This is a genomic window from Idiomarina sp. UBA4520 (assembly GCF_002388365.1).
GTDB lineage: Bacteria > Pseudomonadota > Gammaproteobacteria > Enterobacterales > Alteromonadaceae > Idiomarina > Idiomarina zobellii.
Map to the genome: position 1 here is coordinate 98,130 of NZ_DGMK01000004.1, position 23,615 is coordinate 121,744.

Sequence of the window (23,615 nt, forward strand, 5' to 3'; positions counted from 1 at the left end):
AATTCAGGAACGTCGCAGCGAACGCTGAATACGAGACTGTTCTTTGCCTAAGTCTAACAATATCTGTTCAATATAGGTCAAATGTTGGTGACACGCATCCCGCGCTTGCTCCGGTTGACCATCAACAATGGCGCTAACCAGTTGCTGACGGTGTTGATTCAGTTTTTCCAGCAGCTCTTTGCGGCTACCGATTATTTCCAGGTTCTGTCGAATATTCTCAGCCAATAGCTCTTGCATGCCCTGCACAACGTGCACAAGAATGACGTTATGAGAGGCTTCTGCTATGCGGTGGTAAAATTCGACCAAAGCGTCTACTTGCTCATTTATTTCAGCGCTTTGGCTTTGCACTATTCCTTTTATACTCTCTTCTATGCGTTCTAGATCGGCTTTGGTGCCTCTCAATGCCGCATAAAACGACGAAATGCCTTCCAGTGCATGTCGAAATTCCAGCAAGTCAAACTGCGACTCAGGGTGTTTTGCCAATAACTCAAATAATGGCTGGGTCAATTGTTCGTTAACCGTATTCACCACATAAGTGCCACCGCCTTGCCGGCGCTCAACAACGCCTTTCGCTTCCAGTTTTTGAATGGCTTCGCGCAACGACGGGCGAGACACATTAAACTGCTGCGCCAGCTGCCGTTCCGACGGTAGTTTTTGCCCGGCACGCAAGCGCCCGTCCACAATCATTTGCTCAAAATGAGCAACGATAGTATCCGATAGCTTCGTTTGTTTTATGGGCAACTCAGACATAGCGGTAAATTGGTCAGACCAAAAGATGCGATCATTCTAAATCATTTATAGCGCCAGCCCAAATTTTTCTGGGCTGGTACAACCACTAGAGAACGGCACCAGATAATGTCAGAACGGCGATAACAGCCACCCAGAATATTTGCTGTCGACGCATCAGTTTTAGCTGGCAAGTAGCATGCTCGGTCTTGTCATCCGGGTGCTGTGGCGTGTCTTCAGCATTTTCCGCCACCTCAAACAATAGGGTTTTCGGCTCGCAGTGTGGTGTCGTTGTTAGCCGAATCCACACAGGTAGCGCCCGTGAGAAGTGTCCGACAATTAATAATCCAAAACCAGCCAAACGTGCCGGTACCCAATCAGCAAACCATAGCAACCTTGACCAGTAAGACGTTGAATTATCTTGTGATTCTGGATTATTTTCAGCATCAGCGGCTATTCGGAACGTTGCATAAAGCAGTGCGCCAACACTACCAAACAACACAAAATAAAACATTACCGCTAAATAATGCCGATAATTGATCCAAATCAGAGACTGATTAACGGATGTCTTTTCACCCAGTCCTGCATATTGCGATAGCGCACGCTGATGTGTCTGACACGTTTCATCGTCACCTCGATTCGCGGCTTTTAAATACGCTTTATAGGAGACTCGGGCGGGCTCACAGTTTATCGCTAACAATAAAGCGGCAATGCTCACTAAAAAGGTCACCAACAAGTTATCGAGCAACTGTATTAATAGTCCCACAAAAAGCGCAGGTACTATAGTTCTCAAAAAGGTAGCCGGAGCACTTTTCCATTTTTCATCGCTCAGCTTTGAAGCACTCCAATGCTGCCAACGACTCAGGTAAAACTGCCAATGCAAAGCGTCAGGACTGTGGTAAAGCCGCTCAATACTCAATGCAATTAGCAACGCGATGAGAACCATCAAATGCTCCTTATAATTGATTCAAATATCTTGGCCAGTCAAAGCCGCTGCCCGGGTCTGTCTTTCTGCCAGGCGCTATGTGTTCATGTCCAATAATGCGTCGCCGGTTCAGTTTTGGATAGTGCATCAATAAAAGCTCCGTCACCTCCACCAAACACTGATATTGCTTATCAGTATAGGCACTCTGGTCGGTGCCTTCTAGTTCAATGCCAATACTAAAGTCATTGCAGCGTTTGCGACCACAGTAACGCGATTGTCCGGCATGCCAGGCGCGCTTATCGAAAGGTACATATTGCTCTAACGTGCCGTCCCGGCGAATGACGCAATGCGCTGACACTCGCAGCCCTTCTAAAGGCGCAAAGTCTGGGTGTGCATTGATCTGTAGCTCCCCCATAAACAGGTCTTTGACATAAGGCGTGCCATACTCACCCTCGGGCAAGCTGATACAATGAATCACCAGCAGACTGATGTCAGACTCGTCAGGCCGCTCGTCAAAGTGCGGCGACGCATGCTGTATAGCGTGAGTTATTTTATGGTTTTTCAGTTGTTCGCTTTTCACAGGCTCAACAAAACGGTAAAGTTTGCCCCCTAGTATCCGTATTGTCTGTAAAAAGGTAAAGCCAATATGAGTCAGCATGAATTGCAACTCGCCATTCAGGAAGGTGTTCGTAACGCACTGGTCGAAGATTTGTCGGAAAAAGATGCCAGCCTGGACATTACCGCCCAGTTAATTAGTCCTACCAGCCATTCTAAAGCGACCATTATCACTCGCGACAAAGCGGTTATATGTGGTGTGGAATGGGTCAACGAGGTGTTTAGACAACTTGGACAAGAAGTGTCTCTGAGCTGGCATGTTAAAGATGGTGACTTGGTCGAGCCGAATACGACGCTGTGTGACTTAGAAGGCCCAAGCCGGGTATTACTCACTGGCGAGCGTACTGCCCTGAACTTTTTGCAGACTTTGTCAGCAACCGCAACGTTAACGCACCAATACAGCCGACTTCTGGAAGGCACCAATACGACACTACTGGATACCCGTAAAACGCTTCCTGGTATGCGTCTGGCACAGAAGTTTGCGGTTCGCTGTGGCGGCGGGGCAAACCATCGTATTGGCTTGTACGACGCTTATTTAATTAAAGAAAACCATATTTTTGCCTGCGGTGGTATCGAGCAGGCAGTCAAAAAAGCCAAGCAGCTTAACCCCGGAAAAACCGTTGAGGTGGAAGTTGAGAACTTAGACGAGTTTGAGCAAGCTCTGACAGCAGAAGCTGACATTATTATGCTGGACAACTTCAGTTTGGCTGATATTGAGTCTGCAGTTGCGACCAATAATAAGGCTGAACATAAAGCCAAGCTGGAAGTATCCGGCAACATTACTGACGAACGTTTGGCTGAGTTAGCTGCCACCGGCGTCGATTTTATTTCATCGGGTGCGCTGACTAAAAACATTCAAGCCATTGATCTTTCAATGCGAATTTCCTAAATTCGTCAATAACTTACAAATAAATACATTCGACAAATTCTGCTTAATAGACGACAGTTTCCTGACTTTTTATCAGGAGCTGTCTTATGCAGGATGCAAATACTCAGTACAACGGTTTTAGTCTTATAGAAATGATGGTGGTGGTTGCTATCATAGCGATATTGTCGGCCATTGCTGTTCCCTCCTACACCCATTACACACAGCAAGCGAAAGTCACTAAAGCGTTAGCACATGCTCAACCATTCCAGCTATCCATTGCGCTATGCTGGCAAACCGAAGGGCAACTTTCAGACTGTGCCCAACCAGGCCAAAACGGTCTGCCCAATGTGCCGTCGCCGCTACCGGATGACTTAGCAAGCCTCAGCATTGATGAGGACGCTCGTATTAGCCTTCAATTAGCCTCTGTAACCATAGATGAACAACCATTGTCCGTTGAATTGACCCCAGTTCCGTCGAACACCCATTTGGAATGGAGCATTGGCTGCTCTGACTATCAGCAAAGCCGAAGTGTTGTTAGCGGCTGCCAGCAAGGTATTGGTGAATAATGAGTTACGTCGCAACCTGCCTTACCGCTGAAATTGATATAGCTTTGTTAGCAAACAGCGAGCTAACAGAGACGAACCAGAATGAGGGCTTTTTAAAACAACACGGGCTAACACGGCTTGCTGAAGAGGAACAGTGGATATTACTGTCGCAGGATCCTCAGTGCAAACCGGTTGAACCCGTTCTGTTAAGCCTGTTCAGTGACAAAAAGGTGCTTGTTGTTAGAAACTCTCACCCGCTTTCAGGCTATAAGCCTTTACAAAACTCCGCTGTCGATTACGTCGAGCAGCTCTTGTGTGAATGCGCACTTAACGGAGGCTCAGATATTCATATAGAGCCTTACCAGAGCAGCTATCGAGTGAGGACGCGTTCAGGAGGCGATTTAGACACCAAAGACGCTCTTCAGGTGTCTTTTGCCAAGCAAGTTATTGCTCGAATAAAAGTACTGGCTGATCTCGATCTGACCGAACAACCAATACCGCAAGATGGCCGCTTAACGGTCGCACACAAAGCGACCCATCAGAACTTTGAATTTCGGTTGAATTGCTGTTCAGCCCTCGGTGGTGAAAAATTGGTACTGCGCTGCCTAAAATCTTCAGAACACATTTTACCGTTGGCAGATACAGGACTGTTAGAGTGCCAGTATCAATGCTTCGAGCAGGCATTATCAAAGACTCAGGGGCTTATTATAGTCACAGGACCAACCGGGAGCGGAAAGACATCGACGTTATACAGCGCACTTCAGTCCATTAATGTTCAAAAACTCAACGTCTGCACGGTGGAAGACCCAATTGAATCTCCTTTAGCCGGGAGCACACAACTCATGGTAAATGAGCGCAAAGGACTGTCGTTTGCCTCGCTGTTGCGAGCGCTGCTAAGACAAGACCCCGATGTCATTATGATTGGCGAAATTCGCGATGCAGAGACCGCTAAAATAGCCCTGCAAGCGGCTCAAACGGGTCACCTTGTTTTAACTACTATGCATACCAATGGGTCGTTGGAAACGCTCGCTCGTTTAAAGTCGCTCGGCGTTAATCCGCTGGATATTGCTAGCGCGCTCACTCTAATTGTTAGTCAGCGCTTACTTCCAGCGTTTGACAATAACTTCCAGCCTCATAGACAGGCGATTTTTGAGGTGCTGCCCTGGGGACAGGAGGCCAGCCCGCTGCTTAACTCCAGAGCATCCGGTACCGATAAAGCCAACTATTTAGAGCACCTAAAACTGCCAACTTTTGAGCAGGCAAGAGCCTATTACGAAAGACACAAGGTCAGCATTAATGACTGAGCAAAAAGTAACTCGCTGGCGCTGGAAAAGTGCCGGACAGACTGGGTTAATACATACCACCAGTCAATTGCACGCCATTCGACTTTTGTCGGAAAGAGGGTTGAGTCGTATTTCAGTACAGCGCGAACACCTTATAAAAACACCTAAGCCCGCTGATAAAGAATGGCTGCAAACTATAGAGCAGTGGCTTGAACTGCTCGAGTGCGGTCTGCCTTTACCCGACGCATTAAAGCATAGTGTTAATCAGCACTCTTCAAAGGCAATGACTTGGCTAGTGAATGACTGCCTTGCGACAATAAAGTTGGGACGCCCACTTTCAAGTGCGCTTAAGCAATACTCAGATTGGCTGCCCGCTGCTGACATACAAACCATTGAATGGGCCGAGTCGAGTGGTCATTTGGTCAGCGGTTTGCACAATATTTTGACATTAAAGCAGCAGCAAATGGCACTAAAAGAACAACTCACCAAAGCACTTAGCTACCCGCTTATTATTGCGGCATTTGCCTGTGTCGTTACTTTACTCATGATGACTTGGGTACTTCCCCAGTTTCAGAAGCTTTTTGGGAGTGCCAACTTACCGCTGTTGACTCAAAAGGTTATCGCAATTTCAGAATTCGTAAGCCAACACGCTGTGTTTATCGGTGGCGCTTTTTGCCTAATCTACCTTTCCTGCCGGCTGATTAGACACCGATTTCCTGCGTTTTGGCGACACTGCACGCTAAAGCTACCGGTTTATAGGCAATTAGTCATTGGTTCGCGCGAACAACAAATTTATTATCAGCTTGGGCTCTCGCTTGAAGCAGGCATTGATGCCGTTCATGCCCTAAAGCTTACGACAAATAACCTGAGCTGTCCGGTCTATAAAAGCCGACTTCACCTTATTAGTTACCATTTAGAAAAAGGCTTAGGCTGGTCTAAGGCGTTCAGATCGTCGGCATTGAATACGCCGAAAACCATGAGTTTTATTCAGTCAGCAGAGAAGTCCGGCCGTATGGCACAAGCATTTAAGCAGTTGGCGTTGTACCAACAAAAGCAGCTCACTCTTTATTCTGAGCACATTTCAAGTTACTCACAGCCCTTGCTGATGCTTATTTTAGGCGGCATTATAGGCACTCTTTTAGTGGCTATGTACTTGCCTTTATTCTCATTGGGCGAGCAATTTTAATTAAGCAGGACGCTATCGAATGACCGAATTATTCGCAGCTCACACAATCGCAATGCTGATCTTATCAGTCATACTGGGGGCTGTTATTGGCAGTTTTTTGAATGTTGTTATTCATCGCCTGCCTATTCAATTGCAGCGACAGTGGCAACTGGAATGTGCCGAGGCAAACGGCACACCTGCAAATCAAGTCGAACCCTTTAATCTCGCTTTCCCAGCGTCTCATTGCCCGAAATGTCAGTCCGCTATTGCCTGGTATGACAATATCCCACTGTTGAGCTTCCTGCTTTTAAGAGCTCGCTGCCGCCATTGCAAAACACCGATTTCAATCAGCTACTGGGCGGTAGAAATTATCGCAGCCATCAGTTTCGGGCTAATTGGCTGGCAATATGGCATCACTGTGCCAGCACTGTTTTACGCCGTAGTCACAAGCTTATTAATTTGCCTTTTTGTCATCGATTTACATCACAAACTATTGCCCGACGTGCTCAATTACTCCCTACTCTGGCTCGGTTTACTCTGGTCGTTGTCCGAGTACAGTTCCATAACCACAGAGCAGGCGCTCATCGGTGCTGTCGTGGGCTACCTCAGCTTGTGGTCAGTTTATTGGGTGTTTAAACTTCTGACCAAAAAAGAAGGGATGGGCTATGGCGACTTTAAACTGCTGGCAGCACTAACTGCGTTTACCGGTGCAACAGTATTGCCAGTGACCGTATTGGCCGCGTCACTGTGTGGCGCTGTTGTTGGTGTTGTTTACATTAAACTCAGCGGCCGGGCTCAGCCGATTCCATTTGGCCCCTTTCTAATTGGGGGAGGGATCATAAGCTACTTTTGGGGGCACGAGTTGCTATACGCTTATTGGTCCTGGCTAGGAGGGGCGTAAGCATGACTTATGTTGTTGGTGTAACCGGTGGTATCGGCAGCGGTAAAACCGCCGCCACAGACGAGTTTCAACGTCTAGGCATTGACGTGATAGATGCAGATGTTGTTGCTCGCGAAGTTGTGGAGCCAGGCTCTGTGTGCCTAAAAGAAATTCAACACCACTTTGGCCCAGAAGTGATTCAAAGTGACGGCCACTTAGACCGTAAAGCGCTGCGTGAAAAAGTCTTTAGTAATAACGACGAAAAGGAATGGCTGAACCAGTTATTACATCCTGAAATTCGTCGACAAATACTCGCTCAGTTAAATAATGCGTCTTCCAGATATGTGATTTTATCCGCTCCATTACTGCTGGAAAATGGATTGGATAAATACTGTGACCAAGTATTAGTTATAGACGTACCAGAATCATTACAAATTGAACGCACAGTTACTCGTGACAACACGTCTGAAGAACAGGTTGCAGCCATTTTAAACGCTCAAATGACTCGTGAAGAGCGACGCCGAAAAGCGGATGATATTATTGTTAATGACACCACTTTAAACGCACTTCACACTCAGGTTCAGGAATTACACAAAAGGTATCTGGAAGCAGCCATTGCACACCCATCTTAATGCGCTATTATAGGCGCATTACCCTTTAACTACTGACATTATGGCGTTCACGGATAACCAGCACATTATTTATGAATACCCGCTTCAGGAGCGTGTCCGCACATATTTACGACTTGAACACGGCTTCGAGCAGCTCAACGTCAATAGAGAGTTGTTTCAACAACAGCCTGATGCTTTTTTCCAGTCTCTGTTTTCACTCAGCGATCTCCTTGAAAGGGTCGACATTCGCACTGAGCTTTCAAAAGATCTCGATGCACAGCAACAGCGCCTGAAACAATGGGAGCAGCACCCGCAAGTCGATAGACAGGCGTTGCGGACCACTATTGAAGAAATTGGCGACTGCCAACAATTTTTACCGGACATTCCTAAGGTATTGCGAGAAATTAAAGACGATGCACTACTGGCGAGTATAAGACAACGTTTTAGCCAACCGGGTATTAGTGGCCTTTTCGAACTGCCGCAACTGCAACTCTGGTTAAGTCAGGAGAATGAGCTCCAACAGAAACAATGCGATGCGTGGTGTCAGTTATTTCAGCCTATCGAAAAAGCAGTGCAACTAAAGCTCACCTTAATGCGTGAACAGTCCTCTTTCTCCGATATGACATTGACCAGTGGGTTTATGCAGGGAAGCTCTGAACAGCCGTTAGCTATGCTACGAATTAAAGTCCCTAAAGAGTCTTCCGTTTACCCGGTTATTAGTGGGCATAGACAACGCTTTACGGTAAGATTCATGCCGTTACCGGGTGTCAGTAACACTCAATCAATCCAGTCAGTTCAATTAGAAATAGCCAGGTGTGCACAATGAGTTTAACGGTCAACTGTCCAACATGTGAAGCCGAAGTCGAATGGAAAGAGACCTCGAAATTTCGCCCGTTTTGCAGTGAGCGCTGCAAACTCATTGACTTGGGCGAGTGGGCAAATGAAGAAAAAAGTATTCCAGGCGAGCCTGCCCCTGTTGCCAACGATGACTACATTAACGAGGGCGACGGCTTTTAAGCCTTACATTCAGTAAGTATTCATTGACTGCATAATACAGTCGACAATGGGTTGGTTTGCATCAGGAAACTGAAAGGCATCTAACTGATTTTTATCAACCCAACACCATTTTTGTCCTTCCAGCTGAGTAGCTTCGCCTTGATAAGACAAAATCCACCAAACATCCAATAATACGCGTTTGTCCGAATATTGATGTTCAATAACCGTCAGTGGCGCCATGTCAGTAACATCTATGCCACACTCTTCTTTGAGCTCTCTGACTAAGGCTTCCTGAACATTTTCACCTGACTCAACTTTACCACCGGGAAACTCCCATTTGCCGCCTTGATGCTGTTCTGGCAGACGTTGCGCGATAAAGATTTCGCCATTCGTGTTTTCAATAACTCCCACTGCAACATGTACAGCGGGAGGTTTTTGGGTGGTCATATTAACCTACAGTTTACCGTGACAATGTTTGTATTTTTTACCTGAGCCGCATGGACAAGGCTCATTACGACCGACTTTCTTTTCAGTTCTGGCCGGCTGCGGCTGCCCTTGCTCTCGCGGTTGCTCTTCTTGAGTCGCTGGCTTTGTCTGCTCGTGTTTAAACTCACGAGGTGCGCTGTCGGCAGCTTTACGCTGTTGGTCAACCGCATCGACATCTTCCTGAGCGCGCACTTTAACGCGACTTAAAATAGTCACAACATCCAACTTCAAGTTCTCAAGCATTTCGCTGAACAACTCAAACGCTTCGCGCTTATATTCCTGCTTAGGGTTTTTCTGTGCATAACCGCGTAAGTGAATGCCCTGACGTAAATGATCCATTGCTGCCAAGTGCTCTTTCCAGTGCTGATCAAGGCTTTGCAACATAATCGACTTTTCAAAGCGGCGCAGAACTTCCGGCCCTACCAACTCTTCTTTTTCCTGGTAAGTCTTAACCAGCTCTTCCAATACACGTTCGCGAAGAACTTCTTCGTGGAAGTGCTCTTCATCTTCAAGCCACTGTTGTAAAGGTAGCTCAATATGGAAATCAGCGCGCAAGCGTTCTTCCAGTGACTTTAAGTCCCACAGTTCAGCGAGCGACTGTGGCGGCACATATTCGTCAATAACTGCATTAACAACGTCTTCACGAATTGCAGTAATGGTCTCAGAGATATCGCCTTCATCAAGCAGCTCGTTACGCTGTTCATAAACCACCGAGCGCTGGTCATTCGCCACATCATCGTATTCAAGCAATTGCTTACGGATATCGAAGTTACGCCCTTCAACCTTACGTTGTGCGTTTTCGATGGCGCGTGTCACCCAAGGGTGCTCAATAGCTTCCCCTTCTTTCATACCAAGGCGTTTCATCATGGTACCGATACGATCCGATGCGAAAATACGCATTAGTGGATCTTCCAGTGATAGATAGAAACGAGACGAACCCGGGTCACCCTGACGACCAGCACGACCACGAAGCTGATTATCAATACGGCGAGATTCATGACGCTCCGTACCAATAATGTGCAAGCCACCCGCTTCGATGACTTTGTCATGCACTTTCTGCCATTCTTCTTTAATAGCATCTATTTTGTCGTTAGATGGTTCTTCCAGTTTCTCTACTTCGACCATCCAATTGCCGCCTAACACGATGTCAGTACCGCGCCCGGCCATGTTGGTCGCAATAGTTACGGCGCCTGGACGGCCCGCCTGAGCGATAATATCGGCTTCTTGTTCGTGGAACTTAGCGTTCAACACCGCATGCGGTATTTTCTTCTTCTTCAGAAGGCTCGACAACAACTCCGAGTTTTCGATAGATACCGTACCAACCAGCGCTGGGCGTCCTTGTTTACGGCACTCTTCGATATCTTCAGCAATAGCTTCGTATTTTTCTTTTGCCGTTAGGTAAATCAAGTCAGCGCGATCATCACGAACCATTGGTTTATTAGTTGGAATAACAACGGTTTCAAGCCCGTAAATTGACTGGAACTCAAAGGCTTCGGTGTCGGCTGTACCTGTCATACCCGCCAGTTTGTCATAGAGGCGGAAGTAGTTCTGGAAGGTAATGGAAGCAAGCGTTTGGTTTTCATTTTGAATAGGCACACCTTCTTTGGCTTCTACCGCCTGGTGCAGACCTTCAGACCAACGGCGCCCTTCCATTGTACGACCTGTGTGCTCATCAACAATAATGATCTGGTCATCTTTAACAATGTAATCGACATCTTTCTGGAATAGGTGATGTGCTCTTAGCGCCGCATTAATGTGGTGCAGCAAGCTAATATTGGCTGCGGAATACAGTGAGTCATCATCAGCCAGCATGCCTTTTTCTTTGAGTAGCGACTCGATATGCTCTTGGCCATTTTCAGTCAGGTGAAGCTGCTTCGCTTTTTCATCGATAGTAAAGTGGCCGTCGCCCCGCTCCTCCTCGGTATCTTCCTTTTCCTGACGTACTAAGTGCGGCACCAGCTCGTTCATCTTGCGATACATTTCTGAGCTGTCTTCAGCCGGCCCAGAGATAATCAGTGGTGTTCTGGCTTCGTCAATAAGAATGGAGTCAACCTCATCGACTAGCGCATAGTAAAGGTCGCGCTGCACGCGATCCTGTGGCGAAAAGGCCATGTTGTCGCGTAAATAGTCGAAACCAAACTCATTATTAGTACCGTAAGTAATATCTGCCTGATAGGCCGCTTTTTTGTCTTCCGGATTCATACCCGGAATGTTGAACGCTACACTTAGGCCCAAGTATTCGAATAAGGGACGGTTAAACTCTGCGTCACGCTTTGCCAAGTAGTCGTTCACAGTAATAATATGCACGCCTTTGCCCGGCAAGGCATTTAAATAGGCAGTTAAGGTTGCGGTTAAGGTTTTACCTTCACCTGTCTTCATTTCCGCAATACGGTTTTCATTCAAAACCATACCGCCGATAAGCTGGACGTCAAAGTGACGCATTTTAAATACGCGTTTACTGGCTTCACGGACCGTGGCAAAGGCTTCAACAAGTAACTTATCGAGCTTTTCACCTTCGTTCAGACGCTTACGAAACTCGGCGGTCTTTTCCTTTAATTCCGCATCACTCAATGCTTCAAATTCGGGTTCTAACGCATTAATCCGATCAACATCTTTTTGCATGTTTTTGAGTATGCGATCGTTGCGACTTCCAAAAACTTTTCGAAACAGACTGCCTAGCATGAGTTTGATATATCCTGTGTTACTTTTTAACAACAAAAGCGGTACTTAGTACCGCTTGCGTTTATTCTCTTAATGTTCAGATGTATTAGTCGGCTTTTCGGTACACAAATTGGTTCGGGTCAATCTGCTTACCATTACGTAAAACTTCGTAATGCACATGCGGTCCGGTTGAACGACCACTGCTACCCATCTCTGCAATTTGCTGGCCTCGTGTTACCACGTCGCCGACGTTTACTAATAATTCGTGATTGTGCCCATAGCGAGTTTTTAAGCCACCACCGTGGTCAATCTCAACCAACTGACCATAGCCGTACCGGTCACCCGCCCAGGTGACAACACCGGCACCGGTCGCGACCACTTGCACATCTTCGTTATAACTCGCAAAGTCTAAACCCTTGTGCATGGCCGGAGTGCCATTGAAAGGGTCTTTACGAATACCATATTGCGAAGAGAGCCAACCATCGGAGATAGGGCGCCCAGCAATATATGCATCATTATTAAGTTGGTGATTCATCATCACAGATTCAAGGAGAGATAGCTGTTTTTGTTTGTCCGATATCTTCGACAACATGTCTTCAATGTCGGTAAGTACATCAGATCCTGAGGCCTGAGGTAACTCAGCGACTTCAATTTCCGGTCCGCCGATGGGCATTTCCTGCTGGAAATTGAACTCGCCATTGTCCAAGTTCGCCACACCCGCTAAACGCTCACCTAAGGCATCTAAACGACGCATTTGTGCCCGCAACTCACCTAAATAAACCTTCATAGCACCCAATTGCTTTTGGGTATCTTCTTTCAACGCTTTGACGGCTTTTTGCTGAAGAATAAGGTTTTTTTGCTCTTCGGTGATTTGTGCCTGCGCGAACTCTGGGTCAACTCCCCGGTATTCCCAAGGTTGCCAGGTAACAAGCCCAATAAAGGTCGCTATACCGGCGAAAGACAACATCCGTCTACGACTTAAATTAACGCGAAAACGAATTTTGGAGCCTCGATAAAAGACTGATAAACTCATCTGAACTCTCTTATTATTTGTTGACTACACCACTTATGTCCCGACAACCGAAAACGCCATCTGAATTGCTACGTACTGGCCAGCAACCTATGGCTGAAACGTTGCGACATTATGCACAGTTTGCCGCTCAACTCTCTCAATGGCAACAGTTGTTTAAAAACTGCGTGGACAAAGCAACCGCTCAACATTGTCAGCTTGTGAATATTCGCGACGGCGAGCTTATTATAAAGGCTGGCAGCGGCAGCTGGTCAACAAAACTTAAATTCCAACAAGCGGCCATTATAACGTATTTTCAAAACAATGCGACGGTGCCGGTCAACAAGCTGAGCGTGAAAGTGTCACCGAATGTAAACACCACAAATGACAACGCACAAAGGCTAAGGAATATGGCGGAGGGTTGCAGCGAGCCGCTGCGACTTCAGTTAGAAGCATTAGCGGCGAAGTTTGATAACAACGCCGCCAACAATAAAGGCTAATTAAGCCGTAGTATTAGCTGGTGACCAAAATGCGATAGGCTCTTTTGCCTGCTCATCTTCAAAGGTCACGAACTCCCAGGCAGACTCAGTTTCCAGTACCGCCTGAAGTAATTGGTTATTTAACGCATGGCCTGACTTGTATGCACGCAGGTGGCCCAAAATGCTATGACCGCCCATGTAGAGATCGCCCACAGCGTCCAACATTTTATGCTTCACAAACTCGTCGTCATAACGCAGGCCATCATTATTTAACACGCGGAAGTCATCCAGAACCACAGCGTTATCAAAACTGCCACCAAGTGCCAGGTTATTTTTGCGCAAGTACTCAATGTCTTTCATAAAGCCAAAGGTACGCGCACGGCTAATGTCTTTAATGAAGGCATTAGCACTGAAGTCCATGCTGACAGTTTGCCCTGTGTCTGCGATAGCCGGATGGTCAAAGTCGATAGCAAAGTCGATACGGAAACCATCGTGGGGTAGCAGTTCCGCCCACTTGTCACCGTCTTCAACACGCACCGGCTCTTTGATTCGGATAAACTTCTTCGCTGCTGACTGCTCTTCAATGCCCGCACTTTGTAGCAGGTAAACAAACGGGTGAGAGCTACCGTCCATAATAGGTATTTCGTGAGAGTCGACTTCGATAATAGCGTTATCAATGCCAACTCCTGCAAGCGCAGCGAGTAAGTGTTCGACTGTCGATATGCGAATATTTTCTTCATTAATTAAGCACGTACACAACTGCGTATCACGAACCCAGTCAGCACGCGCAGGGATATCCACTGCCGGCTCTAAGTCAGTACGGCGAAAGATCAACCCAGTATTAGCCGGCGCCGGACGCAAAGTTAAGTTCACTTTGTTGCCCTTGTGCAAGCCAATTCCTGTTGCTGATATCGCTTGTTGCAATGTACGTTGCTTAATCATGAGTTTTATTCACCTACCTTATAAAATCGGTTCGCTTTATACGGTTACTGGTCAAAAAACGACCATTCAAACCGAAGCGGCCGCATATTATACGACATTTGTCATGGTCCGATCAAATTTTACGCATAATTACACTGGCTTAGCGGTAATTTAGTCCGCTTGTTTGCGCAAAAATGCCGGAATATCCAAATAATCCAGTTCTTTTTCCTGCTTTGGCTTCGCCGCCGCCTGACGCTTCGCTTCTGGTTTCGGCTCTGCCTGAGCCTCTTCCTGCTCTTCGTAACGAGGAGCTGTAGCGCCGCGGTCAATGTCCGCACGATACGTAGGTTGCGGTTCACGCTTAGGTGCATTTTGCGCATTGTTGACCAGAGAAATATCTGGTTTACGCTCTGCGCCGATACCTGTCGCAACAACGGTTACTCTTAATTCATCAGACATTTCAGTATCGATAACGGTTCCCACAATTACGGTCGCATTATCTGACGCAAACGCCTTCACGGTGTTACCTACCGTTTCGAACTCGTCAATGCTCATGTCCATGCCAGCGGTTACATTAACCAAGACACCGCGCGCGCCTGACAGATCGATGTCTTCCAGAAGCGGGCTGTTGATAGCCATTTCCGCCGCTTCCTGCGCGCGATCTTCACCGCTTGCGGCTCCGGTACCCATCATCGCGGTACCCATTTCTTTCATCACTGCACGAACGTCGGCAAAGTCAACGTTGATAAGACCCGGACGGGTAATCAGCTCGGCAATGCCCTGTACCGCACCTAATAGCACGTTGTTGGCTGCGCTGAAGGCATCTAACAACGAAGTGCCTTTGCCCATTACCTTCAACAGTTTCTCGTTAGGAATAGTAATAAGCGAGTCCACACTTTGCTCTAGCGCGTGAATACCTTCATCGGCAACGGCCATGCGCTTCTTACCTTCAAACGGGAAGGGTTTAGTAACAACCGCAACTGTCAGAATACCCAGCTCTTTGGCGACTTCAGCAACCACAGGTGCTGCACCGGTTCCAGTGCCGCCGCCCATGCCGGCTGCAATAAAGACCATATCCGCGCCTTCTAATTGAATACGGATATTTTCGCGGTCTTCTTCCGCTGATTGGCGACCCACTTCAGGGTTAGCGCCAGCGCCAAGCCCCTTCGTGATGTCCTGACCTAATTGAATGGTCACGTCTGCAGTGTGATTACGCAATGCCTGCGCATCGGTGTTCGCCGCAATAAACTGCACGCCTTCAATTGACTCTTTTACCATGTGCTGAACAGCGTTACCGCCACCACCACCGACGCCTATCACCTTAATGACGGCTTCGCTTTCGTAATTATCCATCAGTTCGAACATAATAATTCTCCCTACCTGCTTTTTTTGCTACCCCAAGTTAAAACTCACCTTTAAACCAGCTCTGCACTTTTTGCCAGAGCCCGATAACGTCAGTTTTAGAGCTTTCTTTTTGTGATACAGCGGCGTCTTCCTGTCCATACCGTAACAGTCCGACCGCTGTCGCATAAACCGGGTCTTCTACGTAGTCCCGTAAACCTTTCATACCAAGCGGCACACCTACGCGCACCGGCATTTGAAATATCTCTTCCGCAAAGTCAACGCAGCCTTCCATTTTCGCGCTACCACCTGTGATAACCACACCAGCAGCTATTTGTTCGTCCAGGCCGCTTTGCTGAATTTCATCTCTGATTAACTCAAACAGCTCTTGGTAACGCGGCTCCACCACTTCTGCGAGGGTATGTCGAGACATAACACGCGAAGGGCGACCACCCACTGACGGCACCTCAATGGTGTCTTCCATGCTGACCATTTGCCGCAACGCACAAGCGTGCTTGGTCTTAATTTCTTCCGCGTGATTCGTTGGTGTGCGGAATATTTTTGCAATATCACTGGTGACCTGATTACCCGCCGCCGGGATCACAGCGGTGTGACGCAGCACTCCGCCTGCATAGATGCAGATATCAATAGTACCGCCGCCTAAGTCAACCAACGCCACGCCTAAGTCTTTTTCGTCATCGGTTAGTACCGAGATGCTGGATGCCAGCGCTGAAAAAATCAGTTTGTCGACCGACAAACCACAGCGTTCCACGGCTTTGGTAATGTTCTTGGCCATGTCATTAGCGCAAGTAATAATGTGGACTTTTGACTCCATACGCACGCCCGACATACCAATAGGACTGCGAATGCTTTCCTGAGAGTCAATCACATACTCTTGCGGTAGCACATGCAAAATGCGGCGCTCTTTCGCAATAGGCACCGACTGCGCTGCATGAATCACACTGTCGACATCGTCCTGTGTCACTTCCGCTTCATTAATCGGCACCATGCCGCTTTCGTTCTGGCACGAGATGTGGCGACCAGAGATATTCAAGTAAACAGATGCAACTCGGCAGTCAGCCATCAATTCGGCTTCGTCCACAGCTCGTTGAACCGACTGAACGACCAAATTCAGGTCATTAACGCCGCCTTTGTCCATGCCACGAGCAACCGCAGTACCAACGCCTACAACGCTGATTTCATTGTCCGGCAACAACTCACCGATAAGAGCGGTAACTTTGCTCGTACCTATGTCCAGACCTACTACCATATTGCGTTCCGATGTTTTCGACATATCTGTCTAACTCTCACTTTTTGCTTCACGCCAGGCTACTGCAGCCCCGGTATCGTATCGTAAATCCACTGTGTCGACTTTGTTCTCTTTACTGTTTTCGTGGTTCATCATACTTGGAAACAAGTCGATAAACCGTTTAATGCGTTCCAGGGTGGCTTCCCGCCCTAACTTAATTTCAATACCTTGCTCCAGCACCAAACTGACAGCAAAGCGGTCGGTTAAACGTAAGGCTCTTATCGAAAAACCATTCACCGACAACATCTTTTGTAATCGGTAGAACTCGCTTAGCGTGTCCTCGACCGCGTGCTCAGGCCCAAAAAGTTGGGGTAGCTGCGCACTCACTTTTGTCACGTCAGCCCGAAACACTTCATCTTGTTCGTTGATCAGCCGGTCCGCATTCCAAAGCGCTTGCGGCTGATGCTCCGAAACAAATACCGATAAACGGTCGGGCCATACTTTCCGTATGGATACTTTTTGTACCCACGGCAGCGCTTCCACTCGCTGCCTTAAACTGTCGACGTCGGCCGTAAAAAAACTGCCTAACGGCTTTGACAAAAGTGCCTGTCTTATCTCACTTTTGTCGGTATAAATAAGCTCGCCCTGCACACTCAAACTGGCTATAGGCACTTGCTGTTCATCTGTCAGTACTTCATTTAACTGATAAATACCGACGCCTAAACCTATCAAAGTCAAGCAAAACACGATGACGCCAGACCAAAAGTTAACCAACTTAAGGCGCTGCTCAGCGGCCATATCTACTGCTCCAGCGTCTGCGCCAATATGCGCTGCACCAGCTCACCAAAATCAATACCTGATGCTTTCGCTGCCATTGGCACCAGGCTTTTTTCTGTCATGCCCGGTACTGTATTCGCTTCTAAAAAATACCAATGCCCATCGCTCGATCGCATGACATCAATGCGTCCCCACCCTTTACCATCAACCGCTTTAAAAGCGTCTTCAGCCAAGTTTTTTAGGTAGGCTTCATCGTCATTGTCTAAACCGGACGGACAATGATACAGGGTGTCGTTTGCCTGGTACTTTGCTTCAAAATCATAAAACTCATGCGGTGTTTCCAGACGAATAACCGGCAACGCGTTATTATCCAACAAAGCAATGGTGTATTCTTTACCTTTTATCCACTTTTCGACTAAAACTTGTTCATCAAATTGAACGGCATGTTTTAACGCCGAGGTTAAACGCTCAGCAGTATCAGCAATACTCATACCTATTGATGAGCCTTCCCTTGCTGGTTTAACAATAACCCGTCCACCGAGCTCTTCTAATAAGATTTCGCTGTCTACCTGGTCGAGTTCCGACGCCCGAACCACCCGCCATGGTGCTGTCGGGAGCTGTAGTGCGTGCCAAATCTGTTTGCAACGCACCTTATCCATTGCTAAGGCACAGCCTAAAACACCACTGCCGGTGTAGGGCATTTCCAGCACTTCCAGTGCGCCCTGCATACTGCCGTCTTCACCTCCGCGACCATGCAAAGCAATAAACACTCGCTCGTAACGCTCTTCCATTAACTCATGTAAGTCATGGGCTGCCGGGTCAAATGCATGTGCATCAATACCTTTAGCCACTAACGCCTTTAACACCGCCATTCCGGACTTAAGCGACACTTCACGCTCGGCAGAATAACCGCCAAGCATAACCGCGACTTTTCCGAAGGCCTCAGGCGTCATTATTCAATACCTCTGAAGCTATTTGTTTCGCCAGAGCGCCGACATTACCGGCTCCCTGGGTCAGTAATAAGTCGTTCCCCGCCAGTACCGATTTCAACACTTGTGGTACTTCTTCCGGCGAACCCACAAAAACCGGATCAATTTGCCCGCGCTGACGAATTGATCGGCACAGTGAACGACTGTCTGCACCGGAAACGACTGCTTCACCTGCGCTATATACTTCCAGCATTATCAATACATCGACCTGCGACAACACATTGACGAAGTCTTCATACAAGTCCCGGGTGCGCGAATAACGGTGCGGCTGAAACACCATGACCAGACGCTTTTCAGGCCAACCTTCGCGTGCGGCTTTTATCGTCGCAGCGACCTCCGACGGGTGGTGTCCATAGTCGTCCACCAACATGACTTCACCCTCTTGCGCCGAGTCAGAAGGTACGGGGAAGTTTCCATAATGCTGGAAGCGACGGCCAATACCTTCAAATTTTGTCAGGGCTCGTTTAATAGACTCGTCGTCTATACCTTCATCCGTTGCAACGGCCACAGCCGCCAGTGCATTCAGTGCGTTATGTTTCCCTGGCATATTCAGGCAGACACGGAACGGCTCCCGGTCTTTACGTAAGATGGTAAAGCAGCTTTGACTTGCTGTTTGTTCATAGTCAACGGCACGCACATCAGCCGATTCACTAAAGCCGTAGGTTATTGCCTGACGCCCAACCCGTGGAATAAGCTCTGACACAACGTCATCATCAGCACACATAACTGCTAATCCGTAAAACGGTAGGTTGTGCAGAAACTCCACATAAGTATCCAGCAACTTATTAAAGTCACCTTCATAGGTGTCCATGTGGTCCGCTTCAATATTCGTCACTATTGCGACCATAGGCTGCAAATGAAGGAAGGAGGCATCGCTCTCATCCGCTTCTGCAATTAAATACTTGCTGCTGCCCAGACGAGCATTGGAACCTGCGCTATTCAGCAAGCCACCAATAACGAAAGTTGGATCTCTCTCGGCTTCGGCAAAAATACTCGCCACCAATGAAGTGGTGGTGGTTTTACCATGGGTTCCTGCCACCGCAATTCCATGTCGAAAGCGCATTAATTCGGCCAGCATTTCCGCCCTACGCACAACGGGGACCCGCAACTCATGTGCCGCTAATAATTCAGCATTGTCCTGCTTTATAGCGCTTGAAACCACAACCACGCTGGCACCTTCGATATTGTTCGCCATGTGACCTAACACAATAGTCGCGCCTAGCTCTCTTAGGCGTTCCGTATTGGCATTTTCAGCAATATCAGAGCCCGATATTTGATAGCCTTGATTCAGCAACACTTCTGCTATTCCGGCCATGCCGGCGCCACCGATACCGACAAAGTGAATGCGCTGCACCCGACGCATTTCAGGTACATTCACTATGGTAAAGGGCTGTGCTTTTGTTGCGGTCATGCTAGTCATCGCTCTTCTCAAATCTTTTACATTCATTCGCTAAGCGTTGGGTCGCCTCTGGCATCCCACGCTCGCGGGCGAAACGCGCCATTGTCCACAGTTGTTGCCTGTCATGCAATAAACGTTTTAAGTGGATGGCTAAAGCCCCATTTTCTAACTCTTTTTGCGGCATTAATAGTGCCGCACCACAACTTTCCAAAACCTTTGCATTCGCTGTTTGATGATCATCCACTGCATGCGGCAGTGGCACCAAAATAGAAGCGACACCAACGGCTGCTAGCTCCGACACAGTTAAAGCGCCAGCACGACAAATCACTAGATCCGCCTTGGCAAATTCCGATGCCATATCGTCAATAAATTCATGTACGGCAAGCGAGCTTATGGCTTCAGCCCCGGCATACGCTGCTTTAGTGCTGGCTTCGTTACCCTGACCACATTGGTGAACCACATTGAGCTCTACATCCGCTAACTGCTGAACCGCTTGTGGCACTTGCTCATTCAACACTTTTGCGCCCAGGCTTCCGCCGACAACTAATATCGTTATAGGCCCTGCAATGCTCTTATCTTCCTGATGCGTTTTTACAACCTCAGTAAAAGCCTGACGCAGCGGGTTGCCAACCACCGAGTATCGGCGCCATTGAGGCGTCGCCACCGGCAAACCTAAAAATACATTGGTTGCCCGAGGCGCCAGTAAGCGGGTTGTCATACCCGGTACTGCATTCTGTTCATGCACTAACAGTGGAATGCCCATCATTTTTGCGGCAATGCCCATCGGGGCGCAGACATAACCGCCAAAGGTCACAACAACGTTCGGCTGTAACTGCTTTAACAGCCGACGACATTGCAGGACAGCTTTCGCTAGCACCAGCGGCATCTTCAATTTGCGCAATAACCCGTGTCCGCGAACTCCGGTCATGCTGATGCTATGCAAACTAAAGCCTGCGGCCGGAATAACTCTGGACTCAAGACGCCCTTCCCGAGTTCCCAGCCAGTCAACCTGCCAGCCGTCATTTCGTAAGGTTTCAGCCACGGCCAGTGCTGGGAAAATATGGCCGCCAGTACCAGCCGCCGCAATCAGTGCACGGTTCATTCAGCACCTCCGCGCGGAGCAACTTTGCGACCGCTCATTCGGCGCTCATGATCAATACGCAGCAATAATCCGATAGCCAGTGCTGACACAACCAAGCTAGTACCACCGTAACTTACTAATGGCAGCGTTAAGCCTTTTGTCGGCAACGCACCAGATGCCACACCGATATTCACAAAGGCCTGGATACTGAACCAAACGCCAATGCCATAGGCCAAATACCCGCCGTAGCGCTGGTCGACCATTAGGCAGCGGCGCCCGATAATTAAAGCGCGCCAAACCAACATTAATACAACTGCTATTACGCCCATCACGCCTACAAAGCCAAGCTCTTCGGCAACAACAGCCATAATAAAGTCGGTGTGAGCCTCCGGCAGATACTGCAATTTTTGGATGCTATTCCCTAAACCCGCACCGCTAAATTGTCCCTGCCCAAAGGCGATAAGTGACTGCATTAGCTGGTACCCTGCGCCAAATGGGTCTTTCTCGGGCTCAAGGAAGGTCAAAAAGCGCTGCATTCGATAAGGCTCAACAATAATCAGCAGTATCATTGCCAGCACACAAGTAATGAATACCGCGAAAAACTGCCAAAGTTTAGCTCCTGCCAGAAAAAGCATGGCAACAGTCGTCGCTGACAACACAACGACGGTTCCAAAGTCGGGCTGCATCAGCAGCAATACCGCTGCGATAAACAACAAGGCCAAAGGTTTGATGAAACCTTTAATAGCTTCCCGGACTTCGTCTTCACGACGCGCCAGATAACTGGCCATGTACACGTAGAAAAACAACTTAGCCATTTCCGCTACTTGCACGGTAATGGGGCCGACTTTTATCCAACGCTGCGAGCCGTTCACTTCATGCCCAACAACTAGAACAACCAGCAACATGGCCAATCCAACCAACAAGAGCTTACCGCTATGTTCATTCCATAACGTGGTAGGAATCCGCAAGGACGCCAGCATTACCAATAAGCTGATAACAATATAAATGCCATGCCGAATTGCAAAGTGAAATGGGTTTCCAGTCAACCGGTCAGCCGTTGGTAATGACGCTGAAGACACCATAATAAATCCAAAGGCTAACAATGCGAGTGACACCGTCAGCAGCACGCGGTCGTAAAGAGCCTGACTGGTTGACGGTTTAAACCACTCAACCAGTTGCTGCCAGCGCGGTGCTTTGGCGGCTGGCATTTCAAGCGCTAATTGTTCTTCACGCACTGTTGCCATTGGCTGCCTCCACCGCTTGACAGAATACGTCACCACGATGCTCGAAGTTATCGAACTGATCAAAACTTGCACACGCTGGCGATAACAATACCATGTCTCCGGGCTGCACCAGTGACTTAGCAAGTGCTACGGCCTGCTCCAGGCTGTTAACCTGTCTTGAGCCATTAAACAGCTTGCCAATTTTCGGACCGTCTTTACCTATTGTCAGCAGTATGTCGACTTTATCTAAAGTCTCTGCTAACTCTTTAAAGTCCGCACCTTTGCCGTCGCCACCTGCAATGAGGAGTAATCTACCGGTAATTGCCGGTCGCAGCCCCTCTACCGCCGCAGCGGTTGCACCAATATTGGTGGCTTTTGAGTCATTTACCCATAACACGCCCGATTCCTGACTCACTAACTGGCAACGGTGCTCTAAACCGGTGAAGTTTTTAGCTGCTTCTACTGCATCTTCTATTGAAATGCCGAGCGACACAGCCAGTCCCAGTGCAGCTTGGGCGTTCAATAAGTTATGAACACCCTGTAACTGCAGCTGATCTGCCCGCAGAACCACTTCCCCGGCATAAGTAATGGCAACGGGACCGCTTGATTTATCAACATTGCCGCCTAGCAAGCCGAAATCATTGGGATGAGCGTCTTTGCCAACGCTCACTACTTTACCGGTGATAGGGTGAGGCCAGGTATCCTGTTGCTGACGGTTCAACACCCAGGTATCTGCGTTATTAAATATACGCTGCTTAGCAGCAATATAATCCTCAAGCGCATTATAACGGTCGAGGTGATCAGCGCTAATATTCAGCAATACTGCGGCTTTCAGTTTTAACTTTTCTGTTAGCTCCAGCTGAAAACTCGATAACTCAAGCACGACAGCGTCAGGCTTGTTATCCAGCTGCAGCAGGTCTAACACAGGTAAACCAATATTTCCCGCAGCAACCACATTCTTTCCGACCTGCTGACCAATAAACTCGACCAGTCGGGTTACTGTCGACTTACCGTTTGAACCGGTCACAGCCACCAGTGGAAAATCGACATTTTGAGCAAAAATTTCAATATCCCCAACGACGGGTATACCCGCATCGCGAGCTAGCGTCAGCGGCTCTTCACGTAAATCGATACCGGGGCTTGTGATAATCAAGTCGGCGGCTAACGTATCCTCTATTTCCCAGCGGCGAGTGTTGAACTCAGCGCGTGGCATTATCACTTTCGCGTCTTCAAGACCCGGTGGGTTTTCTCGCGAATCAAATACTCTCACATCAGCAATTAACGACGGCTTGTTAGCCAGAAAACGCACAACCGATACCCCGGTCTTACCCAGACCAAGCACCATGATGTGTTTTATTTTCTGCCAGTTTATCGTTGTCATTGTTA

The 23,615-nt window shown here is 48.1% G+C and carries 24 protein-coding genes; 9 read left to right on the forward strand and 15 right to left on the reverse strand.

The annotated features are described in order from the left end of the window. Window positions 1-3: 3 nt before the first annotated feature. The 3 genes from pdhR to ampD form a co-directional block, all read right to left on the reverse strand. Window positions 4-750: a pyruvate dehydrogenase complex transcriptional repressor PdhR gene (gene pdhR / locus B3850_RS01805; RefSeq protein ID WP_286911297.1), complete on the reverse strand. Its 747-nt coding sequence runs from the start codon at window positions 748-750 to the stop codon at window positions 4-6. Between the two features lie 85 nt (window positions 751-835). Further along, window positions 836-1,672, reverse strand: coding sequence for a beta-lactamase regulator AmpE (ampE, locus tag B3850_RS01810; RefSeq protein ID WP_286911299.1), 837 nt, complete (start codon window positions 1,670-1,672; stop codon window positions 836-838). Window positions 1,673-1,682: 10 nt separating this feature from the next. Beyond that, the gene (gene ampD / locus B3850_RS01815; protein WP_126752051.1) at window positions 1,683-2,231 is read right to left on the reverse strand and encodes a 1,6-anhydro-N-acetylmuramyl-L-alanine amidase AmpD; all 549 of its coding nucleotides are present in this window, start codon (window positions 2,229-2,231) and stop codon (window positions 1,683-1,685) included. Window positions 2,232-2,297: 66 nt separating this feature from the next. On the opposite strand from ampD, the gene nadC reads away from it, so the two are divergent. From nadC to yacG, 8 genes are all read left to right on the forward strand, one after another. Further along, a complete protein-coding gene (gene nadC, locus B3850_RS01820) occupies window positions 2,298-3,155 on the forward strand; it encodes a carboxylating nicotinate-nucleotide diphosphorylase (RefSeq protein WP_286874232.1) in 858 nt (285 codons plus the stop codon). 86 nt (window positions 3,156-3,241) lie between these two features. Beyond that, on the forward strand, window positions 3,242-3,700 hold the full coding sequence (locus tag B3850_RS01825; protein WP_286874231.1) for a pilin: 459 nt from the start codon (window positions 3,242-3,244) through the stop codon (window positions 3,698-3,700). Further along, the gene (locus B3850_RS01830) at window positions 3,700-4,983 is read left to right on the forward strand and encodes a GspE/PulE family protein (RefSeq protein WP_286874229.1); all 1,284 of its coding nucleotides are present in this window, start codon (window positions 3,700-3,702) and stop codon (window positions 4,981-4,983) included. The genes B3850_RS01825 and B3850_RS01830 overlap by 1 nt, the downstream gene beginning before the upstream one ends. Beyond that, window positions 4,976-6,148 (forward strand): type II secretion system F family protein, encoded by a 1,173-nt coding sequence (locus B3850_RS01835; RefSeq protein WP_286874227.1) that lies wholly within the window; start codon window positions 4,976-4,978, stop codon window positions 6,146-6,148. The genes B3850_RS01830 and B3850_RS01835 overlap by 8 nt, the downstream gene beginning before the upstream one ends. 19 nt (window positions 6,149-6,167) lie before the next feature. Next, complete coding sequence (locus B3850_RS01840; RefSeq protein WP_286911301.1) at window positions 6,168-7,028, forward strand: prepilin peptidase; 861 nt, start codon at window positions 6,168-6,170, stop codon at window positions 7,026-7,028. Between the two features lie 2 nt (window positions 7,029-7,030). Then, window positions 7,031-7,639, forward strand: a complete 609-nt coding sequence (coaE, locus tag B3850_RS01845; protein WP_286874223.1) for a dephospho-CoA kinase — start codon at window positions 7,031-7,033, stop codon at window positions 7,637-7,639. Between the two features lie 40 nt (window positions 7,640-7,679). Beyond that, window positions 7,680-8,444 carry a cell division protein ZapD gene (gene zapD, locus B3850_RS01850; RefSeq protein ID WP_058576812.1) on the forward strand — a complete coding sequence of 255 codons (765 nt, stop codon included), beginning with the start codon at window positions 7,680-7,682 and terminating at the stop codon, window positions 8,442-8,444. Then, entirely contained in the window at window positions 8,441-8,635 is a 195-nt protein-coding gene (gene yacG, locus B3850_RS01855) for a DNA gyrase inhibitor YacG (protein WP_058576811.1), read from the forward strand. The genes zapD and yacG overlap by 4 nt, the downstream gene beginning before the upstream one ends. Window positions 8,636-8,644: 9 nt before the next feature. Here the strand turns inward: yacG and mutT are convergent, their stop codons facing one another. The 3 genes from mutT to B3850_RS01870 all read right to left on the reverse strand — a co-directional run bounded on the left by mutT (window position 8,645) and on the right by B3850_RS01870 (window position 12,794). Continuing rightward, entirely contained in the window at window positions 8,645-9,061 is a 417-nt protein-coding gene (mutT, locus tag B3850_RS01860) for an 8-oxo-dGTP diphosphatase MutT (RefSeq protein WP_058576810.1), read from the reverse strand. Window positions 9,062-9,067: 6 nt separating this feature from the next. Continuing rightward, window positions 9,068-11,782 carry a preprotein translocase subunit SecA gene (gene secA / locus B3850_RS01865; protein WP_286874218.1) on the reverse strand — a complete coding sequence of 905 codons (2,715 nt, stop codon included), beginning with the start codon at window positions 11,780-11,782 and terminating at the stop codon, window positions 9,068-9,070. An 85-nt stretch (window positions 11,783-11,867) separates the two neighbouring features. Then, window positions 11,868-12,794 carry a M23 family metallopeptidase gene (locus B3850_RS01870; RefSeq protein ID WP_058576808.1) on the reverse strand — a complete coding sequence of 309 codons (927 nt, stop codon included), beginning with the start codon at window positions 12,792-12,794 and terminating at the stop codon, window positions 11,868-11,870. Window positions 12,795-12,829: 35 nt separating this feature from the next. Between B3850_RS01870 and B3850_RS01875 the strand changes: the two genes are divergently transcribed. Then, window positions 12,830-13,270 carry a DUF721 domain-containing protein gene (locus B3850_RS01875; RefSeq protein ID WP_273267239.1) on the forward strand — a complete coding sequence of 147 codons (441 nt, stop codon included), beginning with the start codon at window positions 12,830-12,832 and terminating at the stop codon, window positions 13,268-13,270. Here B3850_RS01875 and lpxC read toward each other — a convergent pair whose 3' ends face one another. The 9 genes from lpxC to murD all read right to left on the reverse strand — a co-directional run bounded on the left by lpxC (window position 13,271) and on the right by murD (window position 23,610). Then, on the reverse strand, window positions 13,271-14,191 hold the full coding sequence (gene lpxC / locus B3850_RS01880) for a UDP-3-O-acyl-N-acetylglucosamine deacetylase (protein WP_053953032.1): 921 nt from the start codon (window positions 14,189-14,191) through the stop codon (window positions 13,271-13,273). It abuts the gene before it with no gap. Between the two features lie 150 nt (window positions 14,192-14,341). Then, window positions 14,342-15,535 carry a cell division protein FtsZ gene (ftsZ, locus tag B3850_RS01885; RefSeq protein ID WP_286874212.1) on the reverse strand — a complete coding sequence of 398 codons (1,194 nt, stop codon included), beginning with the start codon at window positions 15,533-15,535 and terminating at the stop codon, window positions 14,342-14,344. A 37-nt stretch (window positions 15,536-15,572) separates the two neighbouring features. Beyond that, window positions 15,573-16,805, reverse strand: a complete 1,233-nt coding sequence (gene ftsA, locus B3850_RS01890) for a cell division protein FtsA (protein ID WP_058576805.1) — start codon at window positions 16,803-16,805, stop codon at window positions 15,573-15,575. 6 nt (window positions 16,806-16,811) lie between these two features. Continuing rightward, window positions 16,812-17,558, reverse strand: a complete 747-nt coding sequence (locus tag B3850_RS01895; protein WP_053953035.1) for a cell division protein FtsQ/DivIB — start codon at window positions 17,556-17,558, stop codon at window positions 16,812-16,814. A gap of 2 nt (window positions 17,559-17,560) precedes the next feature. Further along, on the reverse strand, window positions 17,561-18,490 hold the full coding sequence (locus B3850_RS01900) for a D-alanine--D-alanine ligase (RefSeq protein WP_286874209.1): 930 nt from the start codon (window positions 18,488-18,490) through the stop codon (window positions 17,561-17,563). After that, window positions 18,480-19,946, reverse strand: coding sequence for a UDP-N-acetylmuramate--L-alanine ligase (gene murC, locus B3850_RS01905; RefSeq protein WP_286874207.1), 1,467 nt, complete (start codon window positions 19,944-19,946; stop codon window positions 18,480-18,482). The genes B3850_RS01900 and murC overlap by 11 nt, the downstream gene beginning before the upstream one ends. Continuing rightward, window positions 19,939-21,027, reverse strand: a complete 1,089-nt coding sequence (murG, locus tag B3850_RS01910; protein WP_286911302.1) for an undecaprenyldiphospho-muramoylpentapeptide beta-N-acetylglucosaminyltransferase — start codon at window positions 21,025-21,027, stop codon at window positions 19,939-19,941. The genes murC and murG overlap by 8 nt, the downstream gene beginning before the upstream one ends. Then, a complete protein-coding gene (gene ftsW / locus B3850_RS01915) occupies window positions 21,024-22,250 on the reverse strand; it encodes a cell division protein FtsW (protein ID WP_273267251.1) in 1,227 nt (408 codons plus the stop codon). The genes murG and ftsW overlap by 4 nt, the downstream gene beginning before the upstream one ends. Then, complete coding sequence (gene murD, locus B3850_RS01920) at window positions 22,234-23,610, reverse strand: UDP-N-acetylmuramoyl-L-alanine--D-glutamate ligase (RefSeq protein ID WP_286874204.1); 1,377 nt, start codon at window positions 23,608-23,610, stop codon at window positions 22,234-22,236. The genes ftsW and murD overlap by 17 nt, the downstream gene beginning before the upstream one ends. Window positions 23,611-23,615: the final 5 nt, after the last annotated feature.